At 62.5% G+C, this 19,320-nt stretch carries 19 protein-coding genes; 8 read left to right on the top strand and 11 right to left on the bottom strand.

The window, feature by feature from the left end; genetic code table 11:
• Positions 1-6: 6 nt before the first annotated feature.
• On the top strand, positions 7-786 hold the full coding sequence (locus tag M0639_RS03510; RefSeq protein WP_042451932.1) for an acetoin reductase: 780 nt from the start codon (positions 7-9) through the stop codon (positions 784-786).
• Positions 787-863: 77 nt separating this feature from the next.
• A complete protein-coding gene (locus M0639_RS03505; protein ID WP_020968367.1) occupies positions 864-2,132 on the top strand; it encodes a GAF domain-containing protein in 1,269 nt (422 codons plus the stop codon).
• On the opposite strand, the gene M0639_RS03500 is transcribed toward M0639_RS03505, so the two are convergent.
• From M0639_RS03500 to M0639_RS03490, 3 genes are all read right to left on the bottom strand, one after another.
• Positions 2,111-2,755 (bottom strand): DsbA family oxidoreductase, encoded by a 645-nt coding sequence (locus M0639_RS03500; protein ID WP_007726933.1) that lies wholly within the window; start codon positions 2,753-2,755, stop codon positions 2,111-2,113. The two genes, M0639_RS03505 and M0639_RS03500, sit on opposite strands and share 22 nt — an antisense overlap.
• Positions 2,756-2,831: 76 nt before the next feature.
• Positions 2,832-3,485, bottom strand: a complete 654-nt coding sequence (locus M0639_RS03495) for a response regulator (protein ID WP_042451934.1) — start codon at positions 3,483-3,485, stop codon at positions 2,832-2,834.
• 48 nt (positions 3,486-3,533) lie between these two features.
• Positions 3,534-4,889 carry a sensor histidine kinase gene (locus M0639_RS03490; RefSeq protein WP_054781748.1) on the bottom strand — a complete coding sequence of 452 codons (1,356 nt, stop codon included), beginning with the start codon at positions 4,887-4,889 and terminating at the stop codon, positions 3,534-3,536.
• A gap of 24 nt (positions 4,890-4,913) precedes the next feature.
• Here M0639_RS03490 and M0639_RS03485 point away from each other — a divergent pair, with 24 nt between their 5' ends.
• On the top strand, positions 4,914-5,429 hold the full coding sequence (locus tag M0639_RS03485) for a DUF4352 domain-containing protein (protein WP_003945701.1): 516 nt from the start codon (positions 4,914-4,916) through the stop codon (positions 5,427-5,429).
• Positions 5,426-5,908, top strand: a complete 483-nt coding sequence (locus M0639_RS03480; protein WP_064075124.1) for a hypothetical protein — start codon at positions 5,426-5,428, stop codon at positions 5,906-5,908. The genes M0639_RS03485 and M0639_RS03480 overlap by 4 nt, the downstream gene beginning before the upstream one ends.
• Here M0639_RS03480 and M0639_RS03475 read toward each other — a convergent pair.
• Complete coding sequence (locus tag M0639_RS03475; RefSeq protein ID WP_007726950.1) at positions 5,883-6,317, bottom strand: OsmC family protein; 435 nt, start codon at positions 6,315-6,317, stop codon at positions 5,883-5,885. The two genes, M0639_RS03480 and M0639_RS03475, sit on opposite strands and share 26 nt — an antisense overlap.
• A 98-nt stretch (positions 6,318-6,415) precedes the next feature.
• Positions 6,416-7,639, bottom strand: coding sequence for a TetR/AcrR family transcriptional regulator (locus tag M0639_RS03470; protein ID WP_039972781.1), 1,224 nt, complete (start codon positions 7,637-7,639; stop codon positions 6,416-6,418).
• Positions 7,640-7,978: 339 nt separating this feature from the next.
• Between M0639_RS03470 and M0639_RS03465 the strand changes: the two genes are divergently transcribed.
• The 3 genes from M0639_RS03465 to fadD5 all read left to right on the top strand — a co-directional run bounded on the left by M0639_RS03465 (position 7,979) and on the right by fadD5 (position 11,429).
• A complete protein-coding gene (locus M0639_RS03465) occupies positions 7,979-8,968 on the top strand; it encodes an NAD(P)H-dependent flavin oxidoreductase (protein WP_064075123.1) in 990 nt (329 codons plus the stop codon).
• The gene (locus M0639_RS03460; RefSeq protein WP_003945899.1) at positions 8,965-9,744 is read left to right on the top strand and encodes an enoyl-CoA hydratase; all 780 of its coding nucleotides are present in this window, start codon (positions 8,965-8,967) and stop codon (positions 9,742-9,744) included. Before M0639_RS03465 ends, M0639_RS03460 begins: the two co-directional genes overlap by 4 nt.
• 95 nt (positions 9,745-9,839) lie before the next feature.
• Positions 9,840-11,429 (top strand): fatty-acid--CoA ligase FadD5, encoded by a 1,590-nt coding sequence (gene fadD5, locus M0639_RS03455; RefSeq protein ID WP_003945871.1) that lies wholly within the window; start codon positions 9,840-9,842, stop codon positions 11,427-11,429.
• A gap of 57 nt (positions 11,430-11,486) precedes the next feature.
• On the opposite strand, the gene M0639_RS03450 is transcribed toward fadD5, so the two are convergent.
• From M0639_RS03450 to M0639_RS03430, 5 genes are all read right to left on the bottom strand, one after another.
• Complete coding sequence (locus M0639_RS03450) at positions 11,487-11,966, bottom strand: nucleoside deaminase (RefSeq protein WP_054187906.1); 480 nt, start codon at positions 11,964-11,966, stop codon at positions 11,487-11,489.
• A 77-nt stretch (positions 11,967-12,043) separates the two neighbouring features.
• On the bottom strand, positions 12,044-14,587 hold the full coding sequence (locus tag M0639_RS03445) for an ATP-dependent Clp protease ATP-binding subunit (RefSeq protein WP_003945604.1): 2,544 nt from the start codon (positions 14,585-14,587) through the stop codon (positions 12,044-12,046).
• Positions 14,588-14,884: 297 nt separating this feature from the next.
• On the bottom strand, positions 14,885-15,775 hold the full coding sequence (locus tag M0639_RS03440) for an esterase/lipase family protein (RefSeq protein WP_422662726.1): 891 nt from the start codon (positions 15,773-15,775) through the stop codon (positions 14,885-14,887).
• Between the two features lie 5 nt (positions 15,776-15,780).
• The gene (locus tag M0639_RS03435; protein WP_007726972.1) at positions 15,781-16,722 is read right to left on the bottom strand and encodes an esterase/lipase family protein; all 942 of its coding nucleotides are present in this window, start codon (positions 16,720-16,722) and stop codon (positions 15,781-15,783) included.
• Between the two features lie 105 nt (positions 16,723-16,827).
• On the bottom strand, positions 16,828-17,166 hold the full coding sequence (locus tag M0639_RS03430; RefSeq protein ID WP_003945673.1) for a histone-like nucleoid-structuring protein Lsr2: 339 nt from the start codon (positions 17,164-17,166) through the stop codon (positions 16,828-16,830).
• 79 nt (positions 17,167-17,245) lie between these two features.
• Here M0639_RS03430 and M0639_RS35360 point away from each other — a divergent pair, with 79 nt between their 5' ends.
• Positions 17,246-17,698, top strand: a complete 453-nt coding sequence (locus M0639_RS35360) for a DUF8017 domain-containing protein (RefSeq protein WP_064075122.1) — start codon at positions 17,246-17,248, stop codon at positions 17,696-17,698.
• A gap of 110 nt (positions 17,699-17,808) precedes the next feature.
• Here the strand turns inward: M0639_RS35360 and lysS are convergent, their stop codons facing one another.
• Positions 17,809-19,320 (bottom strand): lysine--tRNA ligase, encoded by a 1,512-nt coding sequence (gene lysS, locus M0639_RS03420; RefSeq protein WP_064075167.1) that lies wholly within the window; start codon positions 19,318-19,320, stop codon positions 17,809-17,811.

The following is a 19,320-nucleotide window of genomic DNA, read 5'->3' as shown; positions in this document are numbered from 1 at the left end:
ATCTGCATGAGCATCACGGGCAAGGTAGTACTGGTCACCGGCGCCGGCCAAGGCATCGGACGCGGAATCGCTCTCCGCCTCGCCCACGACGGCGCCGACATCGCGTTGGTCGACCTCGACCAGACCAAGCTGGATGCGGTTGCCGACGAGATCAGACGGATCGGCCGTCGTGCAACGACGTTTGTCGCCGATGTCAGCGATCGCGCGCAGGTTCACGCCGCAGTCGAACACGCGCACAGTGAGTTGAGCGGATTCGACGTCATCGTCAACAACGCGGGAATCGCTCTCGTCGGCCCGATCTCCGACGCGACGCCGGAAGAGGTCTCCAAGATCTGGAGCGTCAACGTCGACGGCGTCCTGTGGGGAATTCAAGCTGCAGCAGCAAAGTTCCAAGCTCTGGGTCAGCGCGGAAAGATCATCAACGCGTCATCCATCGCCGGCCACGACGGGTTCGCCATGTTAGGTGTTTACAGCGCAACAAAATTCGCGGTCAGGGCCCTCACTCAGGCTGCAGCCAAGGAATACGCGTCCGACGGAATCACCGTCAACGCGTACTGCCCCGGCGTCGTGGGCACCGACATGTGGGTGACGATCGACAAGAGGTTCGCCGAATTGACCGGTGCACCAGAGGGCGCCACGTACGAGAAGTTCGTCGGCGGAATTGCGCTGGGTCGAGCTGAAACCCCCGACGATGTCGCCGGTTTCGTCTCGTACCTTGCCGGGCCCGATTCCGACTACATGACCGGTCAGGCCGGTCTCATCGACGGCGGCCTCGTCTACCGCTGACCGCGGTGTCTTCACTGAAAGCGGTGTCTTCACTGAAAGCGGTGTCTTCGCTGAAAAAGCGGTTGCCCGAGCCCGCGATGCCGCCCGGTGAGGATCCTCGCGACTACGCGAGGACCCTCGCCGCGGTGTACGACGCGACGATGGCCGGAGACCGCGCACCGGCCCGCCCCAGGGACGTGGTCCGCCAATCGTGGCAACGCCTGCGCGAGTTAGGTATCGACCCCGAACACAACCGGGTCGAACCGTCCATGGACGTCGCCGAACTCGATCTCCGTCGTCGTGAGTCCGGACTGTACGACGTGCTCGACGACGTGACGCGTGGACTCGAATCGGTTACCGCGAGCGGTGAGAACATCATGGTCGTCGCAGATCTTCGCGGAACTGTTCTGTGGCGCAGCGGGTCCCATCGAGTACTGGACCAAGCTGCGCGTCTGGGATTTGTCGAGGGTGCGAACTGGGCCGAGGACAGCGTCGGCACCAACGCCATCGGAACGGCATTGGTGTCACGACAGGCGGTTCAGATCTTCTCGGCGGAACACTATGCGCGCAGCCATCATCCGTGGACCTGCGCGGGGGCACCCATCCGCGATCCGCGGGACGACCGTGTCATCGGCGTCGTCGACATCAGTGGTCCCGCCAAGACCGTCCACCCCACCACACTCGCTCTGGTCGACGCCGTCGCACGCCTCGCGCAATCACACCTGCGCGACAAGCATCGGGACAATCTCGATCAATTGCGTTCTGTTGCAGGGCCGATGCTTGCTCGTAGCGGATCACCGGCATTGGTGATCGATACTCATGGCTGGGTAGCGGCGGTCGATGCGCTACCTCATCGCTCGCGCGTGCTGCTCCCCGCGGCTTTGGCTCCCGGCAGGACGTGGTTCCCCGCTTTGGGTCTGTGCGAACTGGATCCACTTCCCGGCGGGTGGGTGGTCCGGCCGATCGCCACCGGCGAGAAAATCAGTGCGCCCACGGTGCATATCGATCTGCGCGATTCCGAGAACATGTCGGTGACCGTCACGTCGGGGTTGGGCGAATGGGCCTACTCCCCGACCCAGCGGCATGCGGAGATTCTGTTTCTCCTCGGATCCGAGAGGCGTGGACTGACCGCATCGCGGTTGGCGCAGGATCTTTTCGGTGACCCGGCCCGCACGGTGACCGCGCGGGCCGAGATGTCGCGTCTGCGCAAGAACCTTGCCGGAGTTGTTGCAGCGCAGCCGTACCGGTTCGTCGATGCAGCGCACGTCACGCTTTCCTGCCCCGACGACGGTGCACATCTGTTGCCGTTCTCGAACGCCCCGGCAGTTCGTGCCGCTCGCCTTACTCAGGCCGGTTCGGAGGCCTGAGTAAGCAACTGCAGAAACACCTCTTCGGGTTGAGCGCCGGATACTGCGACCGCACGGTTGGCGACGAAGAACGGAACGCCGCTGACCTGCAGTTGGCGGGCCATGGACAGATCTTCGCGAACAGCCTCGGCTGCGGCATCGGAGCCCAGTTGCTCGCGCACGACGTCGGCGTCGAGGCCGACGCTCACGGCCAGCTCGACCAGCACCTCACGGTCGTCGATCACCTTGCCGTCGCTGAAGTGCGCTTTGAACAGCGCTTCGAGGAGTTCGTTCTGCCGCTCACCCGCGAGATGCAGCAACCTGTGCGCATCAAAGGTGTTGGCGGCGATCACGGTGTCGAAGTCCAAGGTCAAGCCGACCTCGGCTGCCGTCGCGCTGACGTGGGCGAACATCTGACGTACCTGTTCAGGCGCCATCCCCTTCATCTCGACCAAGGCGTCGAGTTCGGTTCGTCCCTCTCCCACCGGGGTCTCCGGAGCGAGCTGGTACGAGCGCCAGATGACGTTGACGCGGTCCTTGTTCTCGAAACGATCCAGAGCCGAAAGGAACCTGGTCTTTCCGATGTAGCACCACGGACAAGCGACGTCAGACCACACTTCGATGGTCACGTCTTGGTCAATCACGATTTGATCAGTCACCGACGGTGCAACAACGAACAGGGCCGGGATTAGTCCCGGCTCGCGTCACGAGGTCACAGAATCACGTGACCAGACCACACCGGAACGCGATCAACGACGCACTCACCCGGTTGGGCACACCGAGCTTGGCGAACAACGAGGAGATATGCGTCTTGACGGTGGTCTCACCGAGGTACAGTCGCTCCGCGATGACGCTGTTGGCCGCGCCTGTCGCCAGGATTGTCAGCACTTCGCGCTCACGCTCGGTGAGCGAAGCGAGGGGAGTCAGGTCGGGTGCTTGCCGACGCGGCGCCGAGGCCACGATGGCACGTAGAGAATCGGAGCTGAACAACGAGTGGTCCGACGCCACCACCCGTACTGCCTGCTGGAACGCCTGTGGGGCCGCGTCCTTGCTCAGAAAACTGTGCGCGCCCGCCTCGACCGCTTGCACGACCATGTCGTCGACGTCGAAGGCGGTCATCGCGATGACCTTCGGCGGATTGCTCATGGTCATCAACTCTCGGGTGGCCTCCAAGCCACCGACCCGTGCCATCTTCAGATCCATCAGCACCACGTGCGGACGAAACCGAGTGACTTTGGCTGCGACCTGATCGCCGTCCTCGGCCTCGGCAACCACCACGATGTCCGGCGCTGCTTCCAGGATGTCCTTCATTCCGCGCCGAACCCAGGCGTCGTTGTCGACGATCAAAACTGTGATGCGCGAGTCAGCGTCCATAGTGCGCTCAGATTACCCAGAGCCCCCGACAGTCGGAGGGTGGGAGGGTTACGACGACCAGGGCACCCAGCAACTGACGAGGAAATCGTCCCCCAGCGCGCCTGCCTCCACCTTGCCGCCGATTTCTCTTGCCTGTTCGGCCAACCCGCGTAAGCCGGACCGCGAACCGATCGACGTCATGGGTGCAAGCTCGCTCAGCTTGTTGCGTGCGAGGATACGAATTCCGTCGTGCGGCGACCCGGTCACCGAAATGACGAGCATCTGGTCGCTCGCGTACTTCTGGACGTTGGTCAACGATTCCTGAACGACGCGATAACAGACGTGGCCCGCCAGCATTCCGACATCACCCGGGAGCAACTCCGATTCGAGACGGCAGTGAATGCCCGCGGCGCGTGCACCGTTGACCAGATCGCCGATCGCGTCGATCCCCTGGTGCCCGCCGTGTTCGCGGCGATCACCGCTTCCCCTGAGCACTCCGACGATTCCCTTCAATTCGTCCAAAGCCTCGTGCGCGGTGGTTCTGATCATCGCAGCGGTGTTGACGACCTTCTCGGGATTGTCTGCCGCGCTGACCTGTAACCCACCGGCGAACAACGAAATCCGGCTCAGACTGGCCGCGATCGTGTCGTGCATGTCGCGCGCGATCCGCGTTCGTTCCTCGGTGCGAATCATCTCGTCGCGCATCACGTCTGTTTTCTCGGTGGCAAGATCCCGTACGTGTTCGGCCTCGACGAGTTCGGTTCTGGTCCGAATCAGGAGCGAGAGCGCCACGACGATGCCGACCATGACGGCTGCGACGAGCCACGGGATCCAGATGGCGACGTCGTATTGAACAACCGCCGAACCGTCCTTGGGTTTCATCGTTCCCATCGTGAGAACGGAGTACTCACGATTGCGAAAAGCGTCGTAGGTCAACGAAATTCCGCACGCGACGAAGACAGCTGCCGCAGCGGCAGCAAGCCGAGGCCCACGCGCGATCCGAGCAACGGCGAACAATGCGATGAGCGCCGCCGTCGCATCGGTGGGGAAGAACAACGGGCCGACCAGCGTGATCGCCAGAACCACCCAGGGATACTGATGGCGCCACACAAGCGATATCCCACCGGCCACGCCCAGGACGAACCCGATACCGACCAATACCGGTGGCATATTTCCCGACGCGCCTGCGATGCCCACCGTCATGAAGGAACAGAAAAGGCTGAACGCGACAGCGGCGGTAGTCCATACGCGTCGTCGCACAACGGTTCCTTTGGTGGTGATCACCGAGCAAGCGTATCCACCGCCACCGACGCCTCGAATCAGCCGAACGGGTGGACGAACCGCCAGGCTCCGACCGAAAGGATGAGGCGGACCGATCTTTCGACCGAAGCGGTGAGCAGTCCTCACATCGTTGACTTGTGCCATACCAACTCTCGAAAGGCGCACATCATGCGATCACTCCGCACTCCCCTCGCCCTCCTCGCCGTCGGCGCAGCCCTGTTCGCAACCATCGCCTCGGGCGAGACCGACGAAGCGAAGAAGGTCGACGACAACGGTTCTTCCGCCGCACCTGCGGCCGCCTTCGGAATCGGTGACGTCGTCGAACTGGGCGACTGGCGCGTCCAGGTACACGGCGTCGTCGATCCCTACGTCTCGACCAATCAGTTCATCACCGCTGATCCCGGAAACCGCTACGTCGTGGTCGACACCGAGGTCACCAACAACAGTGACAAGCCGTCGACGGTCTCGTCGATGATGTGCTTCGAACTGCAGGACTCGGCAAACAAGTCGTACAACATCACGTTCACCGACAGCAGCACGTCGAGTGTCGACGGAGAGCTCGCGCCGGGCGCTGCCAAACGAGGCGAATTGGCGTACGAGGTCCCCGAAGCCGCCACCGGTCTGCGCCTTCAGTTCAAGTGCGATTTGTTCTCGTCCGGCTCGGCAACCATCAACCTGTCGTGAATCGTCCGGGCGATCTGCTGCTGAATCCGTGGGCACTGGTCTCGGTGGCCGTCATCTTGATCAACGACCACGTACTCAAAGGGGCATTCGGGAACACGATGACGGGCAAGCTGTCCGACGTCGCCGGTGTGTTCCTGCTTCCCCTGCTTCTGATCTCGGTTCTCGAGGTGCTCAGGCGAAGTCTGGTGGGGCGAGCAGCGATCGCCTGGTCCATCGCGGTCACGGGGATCGGCTTCGCCGCCGTGAAGGTGATACCGCCGATCGGCGACGCATACGAGTGGGTGATCGGGTTTCTCCGCCTGACCGCAGGAGGATTCCGCGGAGATCTCTTGCCGATCCTGGTCTATCGCGATCCCTCGGACCTGTGGGTGCTCCCGATCCTGTTCGCGAGCTACCTGGTCGTCACACACAACCGCACTCGGGCGCCGGAGGGGGCGCCCGAGCGCGAGATGATCAGTCCAGGGCCGCATCCAACGTGATGTCGACGCCGGTCAGTGCCTTGCTGACCGGGCATGTTTCCTTGGCCGCCTGGGCAACCTTGGCAAAACCGTCGGCGTCGAGGCCGTCGACCTCGGCGCGAACGGTGAGCTTGATTCCGGTGAGCTTGAATCCGACCGTGTCGGGGCCGAGTGACACGTCCGCGGTGATGTCGAGGCTCTGGGGGGTCCCGCCGGCCTCGGCGATCAGGGCCGACAACTGCATCGCATAGCAGGACGAATGCGCCGCGGCGATGAGTTCCTCGGGGCTGGTGGTTCCGCCGGCCTCCTCAGCTGCGCGCTTGGGGAACGACACGTCGAAGGTGGCGACGCCCGAGCTGGTGAGTTCCACCTGTCCCGATCCGGCCTCGAGGGTGCCGTTCCAGGCGGTGCGTGCGGTACGAGTTGGCATTGCTGTCCCTACTTCCGTCTTCACATGATTCGGTGAACGCCTTGCGATCACGAACCTACCCGCGATACGTGAAGTCACACCTACTGTTTCGGGCGGGACTACCCGAGGAGCGTCGCGGACAGCAGTTTCTCGACGCGGGCCTGCGCGGAGTTCTCCGAGGAAAAGTGCACGATTCGGCCGATGTCGAAGACCAGTCCGAGCGCCGCGTGGACGAGGAACCGCGCTTGGACGATCGTCAACTCCGGACGCGCCTCGACACACAAGTGCGCCCACTCCTCGACGTTCAAACGCTGAATGTTGCGCAACTCGGTCCGTGATCGATCCGGCAAACTGCCGATCTCGGCAAAGTACACGGCCAACAGTTCGCTGGTTCCGAACGAAACCTCGACGTACATCTTCGCCAACGTCTCGACGGCCGCGAGAGGAGTCTCCGACTCAGCCAACGCCGAGCCCAACGTCATAGTCAGACGATCGGACGCACGGTGGAAGGCCGCAGCAAGAAGGTCAGCCTTGCTCGCGAAGTGCCGATACACACTCGACGCGTTGATACCCGCCGCGGCACCGATCTCCTCGATGCTCACGTCGTGGTAGCCGCGCTGATAGAACAGCAACACTGCTTCCTGAAGCAGCACTTCGCGTTTCGACGTCCGTACGAGGCCTGTTTTGCGTTCGGACGCCCCTGCCCTCGCGCCGTCCTCCTCGGCAGCGGGCAATTCGACGCCGATGACGGACCAGCATGCCGCAAGAATCAGCGCTTCGATCTGCTTGGCGGACAACGCGGATCGATGACCGGTGATACTGGCGATCACACTGAGCACGGCGGGCGCGATGAGTTCTACATCCGCCGGGTCGAGTTCCGGACGAACCGCTGCCAGCGGCTCGGCGATCCGAAGATTGAGCGTGCGCATTCCCACCCGCAATTGCTCACGATCCTCGTCGACCAGGTACCTGCCCTCCCATCGGTAGAGCCCTCCCCGGCGCCGATTCTCGATCGTCGCGCGGATGACACCCACCATCGTGGAGTTCAACTGCTCGCGTGGATTTTCGTTTCCGTGCACAGCTGGATCGCTGGCATCCAACAACGCCTGCGTCAGGTTGTTCACGGTGTAGACGAACAGGGCGTATTTCGTGGGGAAATGACGATAGAGGGCCGGACCGGAAATTCCGACCTTCGCGGCGATCTCGTCGATGCCCACCGCGTGGTAGCCACGTTCGCTGAATGCTTCCGCAGCAGCGGCCGCGATTTGCGCCTTCCGATTCTTCGGACGCGTCCGTGGTGCAGGGTCGCCGCCACGCACGGAGACGCGTGTCTGTCCGGGCACCTGACCCTCCACTTCCGTTGCTTTCTCTTGCACTGCCTTCGTCCGCTGCACCGCACTTCCACGGGCGCGAGTCCGAACGGATCATGTTAACCGTCGCGAAGGTCGCAATTCGCGCCCGGTACTGCTTCACCCGAAACCCTACAACGCAGTTGTAGCGGCGGACGGATTCCGGAAAAAGAGTCTTGACACCCGCTCTCTCAGCGGTGTTATGTTAGTCACGATTCGCACAACCTCGCACGTAGTCCGCTGGCGGGCTCGTTCCCTGCGGCGTGAAGTTTTCTTCGCCCGCAAGAGGGTTCGATGCCGAATGACCGACCGTAAGAAAGTAGTTGTGAGCAGATGATTCGCACTCGCTTCACCGAAATGTTCGGCGTTGACCATCCCATCGTGCAAGGGGGCATGATGTGGGTGGGACGGGCAGAACTTGTTGCGGCCACGGCAAATTCCGGCGCCCTCGGGTTCTTGACGGGCCTCACTCAACCCACACCGGAAGACCTCGTCAAGGAAATTGCTCGAACCCGCGATCTCACCGACAAGCCTTTCGGCGTCAATCTCACTATTCTGCCGTCGATCACGCCGCCGCCGTACGCCGAATACCGCCAGGCGATCATCGAATCCGGGATCAAGATCGTCGAAACCGCCGGTTCCAATCCGATCGATCATCTTCCGCATTTCAAGGACGCGGGCGTGAAGGTTATCCACAAGTGCACTGCAGTTCGACATGCGGTCAAAGCCGAGAGACTGGGCGTCGACGCCGTCAGCATCGACGGCTTCGAATGCGCCGGGCACCCAGGCGAGGACGACATACCAGGGCTCATTCTGATTCCGGCGGCCACGCAGCAACTCACGATTCCGGTGATCGCTTCAGGCGGAATCGCAGATTCACGTGGACTCGTCGCGGCGCTTGCGCTCGGAGCAGACGGCGTCAACATGGGAACTCGCTTCATGTGTACCGCGGAATCCCCTGTCGCACAATCGGTTAAAGAGCAGATTGTCGCAAACACCGAACGCGACACCAAGCTGATCTTCCGGACGCTTCACAACACCGCGCGCGTAGCCGCGAATGCGATCAGTGCCGAGGTCGTCGACATCGAAGCACGTGGCGACGCGCAGTTCAGCGACATTCAGCATCTGGTAGCCGGAGCCCGCGGACGCAAGGTCTTCGAGGACGGCGACCTCGATGCAGGCATCTGGTCCGCCGGACAGAGCCAAGGATTGATCAACGACATCCCGACCGTCGCAGACATGATCGACCGCATGGTCTCGGAGGCCGAACACCTCATCACCTCACGGCTTTCCGGATTCGTCACGGCTGTGAGCGCGGCATGACCGCCACCGCCGAGACGGGCTTTCGCTCCGAAATCACCGACGGTGTACTGCGATTGACCTTCGACCGCCCGAAGCGGATGAACGCGATCGATCTGCCCACGATGACTGCTTTCGCAGCTGCCGTCCACGACGGCGGCGCAGACCCGGCCGTTCGCACCATCGTCATCACCGGATCCGGTCGAGCGTTCTGCACCGGAGCCGACCTCGCCGCAGCGGCCGTCAACCCCGCAGACCCGAAAGTCGTCATGGATGCGGCGACTTCGCTGATTCGCGCCATCACCAGCGCCCCGGTCCCGGTGATCGCCGCGGTCAACGGCCCGGCCGCCGGCGTCGGAGTGTCCATCGCTCTAGCCGCGGACCTGACGTACGCCGCATCGAGCGCCTATTTCCTCCTCTCCTTCGTCAACATCGGTCTGATGCCCGACGGCGGCGCCAGTGCGTTGGTACCGGCAGCGATCGGACGCGCCCGAGCGGCCGAGATGGCATTGCTGGGCGAGCGAGTTTCCGCCGAGGACGCAGAGCGGTTCGGGCTCGTGTCCCGCACCGTCGCCGACGACGCGTTCGACGCACTCGTCGACTCCGTCGTCGATCGCACGTCGAAGGCTCCCCGACGCGCCCTCGAACTCACCAAGCGCGCACTCAATGCGGCGACACTGGACCGCCTCGATGCTGCGCTGGAGCTCGAAAATACCGGTCAGGCAGAACTTCTCACTGGCGAGGACTTCAAAGAAGGCGCGATGGCGATGCTGCAGAAACGCGCACCCCACTTCAAGTAATCACTGCGAATTTTCGTTAACAAAACCACTGTACGAATCGACGGCTCACTGTAGCCTGAGTCACACAATCACCCACGCATGAGAGGAACCCATCGATGGCCTCCACCGATGCAGTCTCCGAGGCGCAGCGTTCACGCCGCACCAACTGGAACAATCAGATCGCCAGGCATGCGCAGATGATTCCCGATCGCACCGCACTGCGATTCCTGGGCGATTCCATCACCTGGAGCACCCTCGACGCACGCGTCGAGAAGCTGGCGGACGCTCTTGCCCGACGCGGCGTCAGCTTCGGCGACCGCGTGCTCATCCTGATGCTCAACCGCCCCGAATACCTCGAGGTCGTGCTCGCGACCAACGCACTGGGCGCCATCGCTGTTCCGGTGAACTTCCGTCTGACACCACCCGAGGTCGCTTATCTGGTAAACGACTCCGGCTCCAAAGTCATTGTCGCCGAAGGACCGTTGGCTCCGTTGGCCGGAGCTGCGCGAGCCGCGTCCGAGGGTATCGACATCTCCATCACCGTAGGCGCCCCCGCCGAGGGTGACAGCCTGAATTACGAGGACTTGATCAGCGAAGAGGGCGAGTCGCACGCGTTCGTCGACATCCCGGACGACACTCCTGCACTCATCATGTACACCTCGGGAACCACCGGTCGCCCCAAGGGCTCGGTGCTCTCCCACTCCAACCTGTCTTCGCAAGCATTGACCTGTATCAGGGCCTTCCACCTGTTCAATGCCGATTCCATCGGCTTCTGTGCGTCGCCCATGTTCCACATCGCAGCCCTCGGTTCCATAGCGCCGAGCCTGCAACTCGGCACGACCACGGTGATCCATCCGGTCGGCGCATTCGACCCGGGTCAACTACTCGACATTCTGGAAGCCGAGAAGGTCACCAGCTTGTTCCTCGTGCCCGTGCAATGGCAGGCCGTGTGCGCAGTACAGAAGGCGCAACCTCGAGCACTGTCGCTGAAGAACATCTCGTGGGGCGCCGCACCGTCGTCCGATACGATCCTGCGGGCAATGGCCGAAACCTTCCCGGACGCATTCAATGTCGCGGTCTTCGGTCAGACCGAGATGTCGCCCATCACTTGCGTTCTCGACGGCGAGGATGCGATTCGTAAGCTCGGATCCGTCGGTCGGGTCATCCCGACCATCTCGGCCAGGGTCGTCGACGAGAACATGGACGACGTGGCGCCCGGTGAAATCGGTGAAATCGTCTACCGCGGGCCCACGATGATGAGCGAATACTGGAACAACCCCACCGCCACCGCTGACGCCTTCCACGGTGGATGGTTCCACTCCGGCGATCTCGTTCGAGTCGACGACGAAGGCTTCGTCTACGTCGTGGATCGCAAGAAGGACATGATCATCTCCGGCGGAGAGAACATCTACTGCGCGGAGGTGGAAAACGTTCTCTACGAACACGAATTGATCGTCGAAGCGGCCGTCGTCGGTCGCCCCGACGCCAAGTGGGGCGAGGTGCCGGTAGCGATCGTCGCGATGGCGCCAGGTTCAGCCGTGGACCTGACCATCGAGGAGCTGAGCAGCTTCCTCAACGATCGTCTCGCGCGCTACAAGCACCCGAAGGACATCGTCGTCGTGGAAGCACTGCCGCGCAATGCAAGCGGCAAGGTCGTCAAGGGTGAACTGCGAGAGAAGGTTCGAGCGGTCGACGCAGTTTCCTGACTTCACACGCAAACGGGCGGCACCTCCAGCGAGGTGCCGCCCGTTTGTGTGTGCCCGTCAAGCGCTCTGCGAATGCAACTTCCGATGCAGTTCTCGCACCAGCGGAACCAACTCCGGCACCGGGCCTTCGACCGGGACGTTCGGCGCAACCTCGTTGACGGACAGAGACTTCACCGGCGCCGGGGACACACCCCACTCCGCGAGCCAGTCGCCGAGTTGAGCCGAAGAGCAGATGTAGACGATACGTCCGAGGCCCACCCACGCGTGCGCGGCCGAACACATCGCGCAGTGCTCTCCCGAGGTGAACACCGTTGCCGTCGAACGCTCTTCCGGCGTCAGGTACTGAGCCGCCCACCGAGCCAGCTCGAACTCGGGGTGGCGAGTGTTGTCGCCGCCCGCGATCCGGTTTCGATCTTCCGCCAGAAATGTTCCGTCGGCCGCTGCCAGGACGGAACCGAAAGGTTCGTCGCCCGCATCCAATGCTTCCGTTGCCAATTCGACGCAACGACGCAGGTGACCCAGTTCGATGTCGTTCATGTGTACGCCCTCTCCCGTGATACACGAAACGGGCGGCACCGGTGAGGTGCCGCCCGTTCGTTACCTACTCTGCTGTACTACTCTGCTGCGCTTTCGCTTTCGCCGGCCTTGGTCAGCTCGATCGGCGGTGCGTCCGGCACGTCGATCGGCTTCTTGGTGGGCGTGAACGTGAACTTCGCGTCCTCACCCGAGCCTTCGCCGTCCCAGTTCTCGACGTCGACGAGCACGATGTGGCCGGGTCCGATCTCTCCGAAGAGGATCTTCTCGGACATCTGGTCCTCGATCTCGCGCTGGATGGTGCGACGCAGCGGTCGTGCACCCAGTACCGGATCGAATCCGCGCTTGGCCAGAAGCGACTTGGCCTTGTCGGTGACCTCCATGGCCATGTCCTTGTTCTTGAGTGCCGCCTCGACGCGAGCGAGCATCAGGTCGACCATCTGAACGATCTGCTCGTTCGTGAGCTGATGGAAGACGACGATGTCGTCGATACGGTTCAAGAACTCGGGACGGAAGTGCTTCTTCAGCTCGTCGTGAACCTTGAGCTTCATGCGCTCGTAGTTCGACTCCGTGCCCGTTCCCGAGCTGAAGCCCAGGCCGACTGCCTTGGAGATGTCAGACGTACCGAGGTTGGACGTGAAGATCAGCACCGTGTTCTTGAAGTCGACGGTACGTCCCTGACCGTCGGTGAGACGGCCGTCCTCGAGGACCTGCAGGAGGGTGTTGTAGATCTCCTGGTGTGCCTTCTCGATCTCGTCGAACAGGACAACGCTGAACGGCTTGCGGCGCACCTTCTCGGTGAGCTGGCCACCCTCTTCGTATCCGACGTACCCGGGAGGGGCACCGAACAGACGCGAAGCGGTGAAGCGGTCGTGGAACTCGCCCATGTCGATCTGGATCAAGGCGTCGTCGTCACCGAACAGGAAGTTGGCGAGCGACTTCGCGAGCTCCGTCTTACCGACACCGGACGGGCCGGCGAAGATGAACGAGCCCGAGGGACGCTTGGGATCCTTCAGACCTGCACGCGTACGACGGATCGCCTTCGAGACGGACTTGACCGCCTCTTCCTGGCCGATGATCCGCTTGTGCAGTTCCTCTTCCATGCGGAGCAGACGAGTGGTCTCCTCCTCGGTGAGCTTGAAGACGGGGATACCGGTCCAGTTGCCCAGAACCTCGGCGATCTGCTCGTCGTCGACCTCGGCAATGACGTCCAGGTCGCCCGCACGCCACTGCTTCTCACGCTCAGCGCGCTGAGCAACGAGGGTCTTCTCCTTGTCACGCAGGTTCGCAGCCTTCTCGAAGTCCTGCGCGTCGATCGCGGACTCCTTCTCGCGACGCGCGTCGGCGATGCGATCGTCGAATTCGCGCAGGTCCGGCGGTGCAGTCATCCGACGGATGCGCATTCGCGCGCCCGCCTCGTCGATGAGGTCGATCGCCTTGTCCGGCAAGAAGCGGTCGTTGATGTAGCGGTCGGCCAGCGTCGCCGCTGCCACGAGAGCACCGTCCGTGATGGAGACACGGTGGTGAGCCTCGTAGCGGTCACGAAGACCCTTGAGGATCTCGATGGTGTGCTCGACGGTCGGCTCGCCCACCTGAACGGGCTGGAAACGACGCTCGAGGGCAGCATCCTTCTCGATGTACTTGCGGTACTCGTCGAGCGTGGTGGCACCGATGGTCTGCAGCTCACCGCGAGCAAGCTTGGGCTTGAGGATGGAGGCCGCGTCGATAGCGCCCTCGGCCGCGCCCGCACCCACGAGGGTGTGCAGCTCGTCGATGAACAGGATGATGTCGCCGCGGGTGTTGATCTCCTTGAGAACCTTCTTCAGGCGCTCTTCGAAGTCACCGCGGTAACGGCTGCCGGCCACGAGCGACCCGAGGTCGAGCGTGTACAGCTGCTTGTCCTTGAGGGTCTCGGGGACCTCGCCGTTGACGATTGCCTGAGCCAGGCCCTCGACCACAGCGGTCTTACCGACACCGGGTTCACCGATGAGAACCGGGTTGTTCTTGGTACGACGCGAGAGAACCTGCATGACGCGCTCGATTTCCTTCGAGCGGCCGATGACCGGGTCCAGCTTGCCTTCGAGGGCAGCTTGCGTCAGGTTGCGACCGAACTGGTCGAGCACGAGCGAGGTGGACGGCGTGCCGGCCTCTCCGCGAGTGCCACCGGTTTCGGTGGGCTCCTTGCCCTGGTAGCCCGACAGCAGCTGGATGACCTGCTGGCGGACGCGGTTGAGATCGGCACCGAGCTTGACCAGAACCTGGGCTGCTACGCCCTCACCCTCACGGATGAGACCGAGCAGGATGTGCTCCGTACCGATGTAGTTGTGTCCGAGCTGCAGCGCTTCGCGCAGACTCAGCTCGAGGACTTTCTTGGCGCGCGGTGTGAAGGGGATGTGACCGGACGGAGCCTGCTGGCCCTGGCCGATGATCTCCTCGACCTGGCTGCGGACTCCCTCGAGGGAGATACCCAACGACTCCAACGACTTGGCTGCGACACCTTCGCCCTCGTGAATGAGGCCGAGAAGGATGTGCTCCGTGCCGATGTAGTTGTGGTTGAGCATCCTGGCTTCTTCTTGAGCCAGGACAACAACGCGCCGCGCGCGATCGGTGAACCTCTCGAACATCGCTCTCCCTCACACTCTCCGGCGGGCAGGTTCGAGACCGGATGTCTCGTCCCTGGTCGCCGCGTTTCGCTCCGGCACTACAGACTGATCGCCTCGCCGGTCAGCGGACTGACGTCCACGAATCGACAAAGGTTGCACGACCCCACTTATTACTCTAGAGGGCGCGAAGTCCACCTGCTGCTCCTCCACCCGATTGGCGGCGGAAGCCGGACTGCTTACCGTTCACAACGTCGCAGCTGAGGGAATCGTTTCCCGGTTCCTGTACGCCTGAAGCGAACAGCGATTTTCGACGCCTGATCAGCCGAATATCGGGAGTACCCGAGCGCACGGCACCTCACGCGGATTCGACGGATCCAGCGCGTTGAGCGTCAGAGTCGCCGTTCGCTGCGACGCCACCAGCGCGATGTGATCCGACAGGTCCTGCTCGCAACCGTCCTGAACAACTATGTTCGACGCGTTCGACGCGGCCAGTATTCCGCTGCTGTACGGAACGACCACTTGATCGAACCGAGTCACGATGTTGGTGTACTCGACGTCATCGGAGTAGACGCCCGCGTCGCGCAGTTCGGTGACGAAGCTGGCGTTGTCGAAATCCGGTCCCCCGACGCCTTCCGGCGGGCCGACCTCCGAGCCGTCCCACAACGGAGCGATGGAGACGATCTTGGAAACGTGCGTGTCACCGCCGAGGAACTTGGCGTAGTAGGCACTGACCGTCGTCCCCTGGGAGTGCCCGATCAGGTCGACCTTCGAGGCACCCGTCGCAGAGAGAACGTCGTCGACGAAGTCCGACAGCTGCCCTGCGCTGTCTCCGAGTGGTGCGAGACCGCCGGCCGCGGAAATCGGCCACGGCTGGTCCGTTCGATTCCCGAAGGTGAGCGCAAAAACGCAGTATCCCTCGTTGGCCAGTACGGGTGCGAGTACGCCCCAATTGGTCTGACGGTTGGCCGCCGTCCCGTGCACAAGGACGACTGGATCAGGATGAGCAGCGGAAGGCGTGCACGAGAAGTCGTTGGTGCCAGGGGCCGATCCGCCCGGGTTGGTCGCTTCGAGGGCGATTCCACTGAGGAAACCGGACGGAACGGGAAGAGGTTCGTTCGCCGACGCAAGAGACGGCGCGGACGCGGCCACGGCTCCCGCCACAGCGAGAGCGCCCACGCATGTTCGAATCCCCACCGAAGGCCTCCACATAGTGATCAACCCACGACGGGCAATACCGAGTTGCACGGTACCGGCCGCTGATGCGCGGGGTCGAGTGCATTGAGAGCAAAAGTCGCGGCGCGCAGCGATGCCGCGATTGCCAGGTGATCGGAGATGTCTTGCTCACAACCGTCCTGGACGACGATGTTGGTGGCGTTCGGCCCAGGCTCCAGCCCATTTGTATACGGCAGCACCAGTTCGTCGTAGCGGGTCGTGATGTTCGTATAGTGAACACCCGGCGCGTAAACGCCTCCCGCACGGAGATTTTCGATGAACTCCGAGCCTGCCCCCATGTTCAGACATGCCTTGCAGATCGGGAATCCGGCCTGCGCTGCCTCGGATACCCCGAGTTCGCGAAGGCTGCGGCCGACACTTGCCTGCTCGTTTCCGAGCGTTCCCTTCCACAGCGACGCCACCGAGACGATGTTGTCCACTTTGTCGGCACCACCGAGGAACTTCGCGTAGTACCCGTTGATGATGGTGCCCTGGGAATGTCCGATCAGATCTACCGATGTAGCACCCGTGGCATCAAGTACTTGATCGACAAAATTCGACAATTGCGCTGCGCTGGAAGGAATTTCCTGCATTCCACCGATGGCCGACAACGGCCACGGCTGCTCGGGGAAGTTGCCGTATGTCAGCGCGAAGACGCAGTAGCCCTCGTTGGCGAGCAACGGCGCATAGGTGGCCCAGTTGGTCTGCCTGTTTCCACCCGTTCCGTGAACGAGCACAACCGGATTGGGATGTTCGGCAGTCGGTTTACACGAAAAGTCATTGGATCCAGGAGCTGAACCGCCAGGATTTCCCAACTCCTGAGGAACACCGGCAAGGAAGGCATTGGGCACGGGCAACGGGGCCTGAGCCGAAGCCACGGAGGTGAACCCGACGAGCATCAGAGCGGCAAGAACCACGCCCCCGAACAACCTGTTTCTGTGCACGACCGACTCCTCTACGAGAGATGCGAACCGTGCAGACGCTAACAAACTAGAACGCGTTATCAATCCGTTTCGGCAAAATGCGCCCGAATCCATTCGCGATCCATTTCAGACTGCCTTTTCGTAGGCTCGGCGCACCTCGGTGGAAATACGACCGCGGGCCGAAATCTCGAAGCCGGCACCCTTGGCCCATTCGCGGATGGCGGCACTCTGATCGCGGTCCGCAACGGGACGGGATTTGGTCACCGCTCCGTTGACTGATTTGGCGGAATTCGACTTTCTCGCATGAGGAATCCACTTTTTCAGTGCATCGCGCAGTTCCGCGGCGTGGGCGGCGGTGAGATCGATTTCGTAAGCAACTCCGTCGACGGAAAACTCCACAGTTTCGTCCGCGGGCGATTTTTTGTCCAGATCGTCAACCATCGTGACAACAACCTTTTTCACCACGACCATTCCTCCCCAGATCCTTCGATAAGCAGCGACAATAGCACCTGGACAAACGTCCTGTCTTGGCTCGTCAGGATGATTGGGACTTCTCGCCGCCGGGTATGCCGGTCGACTTGTCTTGCGACAAGGACAGTGCCGATACACTCCTCGCGACGCATCGGGGGATGCATCCAGACGGGGGAATCATGACAGACGACGGCTCGAGAAAAGACCTCTACCGAGCGCAATCTTCGCCTCCAAGAACAGCACTCTCGCCAGTATCGCTTACGGCGGACCCACGAATTTCACCATCTCCGGACGCCCTGCGATCCGGTACACCGCAACCGTCACAAATATCCCGGCGGACAACGAATGCGATCCGCCCTCAGCACAATTCGATGTCGTCACCACACCCGGATACTCCACAGCCGAGGTCATGGTCTTCCTTGTCCAGTCGGATCAGGGACTACCTGACGCACTCAACCAGGGCACGATCGACCAAATCATCGCAACAATTCGTAAGTCCGAAACTCGGGCGACCGCGCATGGATGAATCCTTTGCCGCAGGCGAATGTCGTTGGGAACTATCGAATACCTTGGGAGCGCCCCAACTGAAAAAGGTTCGGCCGCAACATGTGCGGCCGAACCTTGATCGAAGTAAAGCTAGCGAGCGGACGGACGAACGATCGGGAAGAGGATCGTCTCGCGAATACCGAGACCAGTCAAAGCCATCAGCAGTCGATCGATTCCCATGCCGGTGCCGGTGGTCGGCGGCATGCCCTGTTCCATCGCGGCGAGGAACTCCTCGTCCAGCACCATCGCTTCGTCGTCGCCTGCCGACGCGAGGCGCGCCTGGTCGACAAAGCGCTCACGCTGGATGACCGGGTCGACCAGTTCGGAGTAGCCGGTCGCCAATTCGAATCCGCGGATGTAGAGGTCCCACTTCTCGGTGACACCCTTCTTGCTGCGGTGATCACGGGTCAGGGGCGACGTCTCGACCGGGAAGTCACGGACGAACGTCGGCCCGTACAGCTGATCGCCGCACTGGTGTTCCCACAACTCCTCGACGAGCTTGCCGTGGCCGTAACCCTTGTCCTTGGGAACCTCGAGGCCGACCTTCTCCGCCAGAGCGAGAAGCTCGTCGACCGCCGTATCCGGCGTGACCTCGGTGCCGATGGCAGCCGACAGCGACGGGTACATCTCGAGAACCTGCCACTCGCCACTGACGTCGTACTCGGAACCGTCGGCGAGGGTGAGGACCTGCGTGCCGAATGCTTCCTGCGCAACTTCCTGGACGAGTTCACGAATCATCTTCGCGGAATCGTCGTACGTGCCGTAGGCCTCGTACGTCTCGAGCATCGCGAACTCGGGCGAGTGAGTGGAGTCGACGCCCTCGTTGCGGAAGTTGCGGTTGATCTCGAAGACCTTCTCGATACCGCCGACGACGCAACGCTTGAGGAACAGTTCCGGCGCGATACGCAGGTACAGGTCGATGTCGAGGGCGTTCGAGTGCGTGACGAACGGGCGAGCTGCCGCGCCGCCGTGCAGCGTCTGCAGCATCGGCGTCTCGACCTCGAGGAAGCCGCGGCTCTCGAGCGCATTGCGCAGCGCACGGACAACAGCGACGCGCTTGCGGGCGTTGTCCCGAGCCTCGGGGCGAACGATCAGATCCGCGTAGCGCTGACGCACCCGGGACTCTTCGCTCATTTCCTTGTGAGCAACCGGCAGGGGGCGCAGCGACTTGGACGCGATCTGCCACGCGTCGGCCATCACGCTGAGCTCGCCGCGACGGGAGCTGATGACCTCACCGTGGATGAAGACGAAGTCGCCGAGGTCGACGTCGGACTTCCAGGCAGCCAGTGCCTCTTCGCCGACGCCGGCGAGGCTGATCATGGCCTGCAGCTGGGTACCGTCGCCTTCCTGCAGAGTCGCGAAGCACAACTTGCCGGTGTTGCGCATGAAGATGACGCGGCCGACGACACCGACCAGCACGCCAGTCGCCGTGTCCGGCTCGAGTTCCGGGTACTCCGCGCGGATCTGCGCGAGCGTGTGGGTGCGATCGACCGAAACCGGGTACGCCTCCTGCCCCTGCGCGAGGATCCGTTCACGCTTCTCGCGCCGGATACGGAGCTGCTCGGGGGTGTCGTCGACTGGCTGGGCTTCTACATCACTCAC

It is taken from the genome of Rhodococcus qingshengii JCM 15477, from assembly GCF_023221595.1.
GTDB lineage: Bacteria > Actinomycetota > Actinomycetes > Mycobacteriales > Mycobacteriaceae > Rhodococcus_F > Rhodococcus_F qingshengii.
The sequence above is the reverse complement of the archived record's forward strand: the minus strand, read 5'-3'. Positions and strand labels throughout refer to the sequence as shown.

Coding starts and splice junctions, on each gene's coding strand:
- M0639_RS03510 (WP_042451932.1), top strand. CDS start 7: ATGAGCATCACGGGCAAGGTAGTACTGGTCACCGGCGCCGGCCAAGGC.
- M0639_RS03505 (WP_020968367.1), top strand. CDS start 864: ATGCCGCCCGGTGAGGATCCTCGCGACTACGCGAGGACCCTCGCCGCG.
- M0639_RS03495 (WP_042451934.1), bottom strand. CDS start 3,485: ATGGACGCTGACTCGCGCATCACAGTTTTGATCGTCGACAACGACGCC.
- M0639_RS03490 (WP_054781748.1), bottom strand. CDS start 4,889: ATGGCACAAGTCAACGATGTGAGGACTGCTCACCGCTTCGGTCGAAAG.
- M0639_RS03485 (WP_003945701.1), top strand. CDS start 4,914: ATGCGATCACTCCGCACTCCCCTCGCCCTCCTCGCCGTCGGCGCAGCC.
- M0639_RS03475 (WP_007726950.1), bottom strand. CDS start 6,317: ATGCCAACTCGTACCGCACGCACCGCCTGGAACGGCACCCTCGAGGCC.
- M0639_RS03465 (WP_064075123.1), top strand. CDS start 7,979: ATGATTCGCACTCGCTTCACCGAAATGTTCGGCGTTGACCATCCCATC.
- M0639_RS03460 (WP_003945899.1), top strand. CDS start 8,965: ATGACCGCCACCGCCGAGACGGGCTTTCGCTCCGAAATCACCGACGGT.
- fadD5 (WP_003945871.1), top strand. CDS start 9,840: ATGGCCTCCACCGATGCAGTCTCCGAGGCGCAGCGTTCACGCCGCACC.
- M0639_RS03450 (WP_054187906.1), bottom strand. CDS start 11,966: ATGAACGACATCGAACTGGGTCACCTGCGTCGTTGCGTCGAATTGGCA.
- M0639_RS03445 (WP_003945604.1), bottom strand. CDS start 14,587: ATGTTCGAGAGGTTCACCGATCGCGCGCGGCGCGTTGTTGTCCTGGCT.
- M0639_RS03440 (WP_422662726.1), bottom strand. CDS start 15,775: ATGTGGAGGCCTTCGGTGGGGATTCGAACATGCGTGGGCGCTCTCGCT.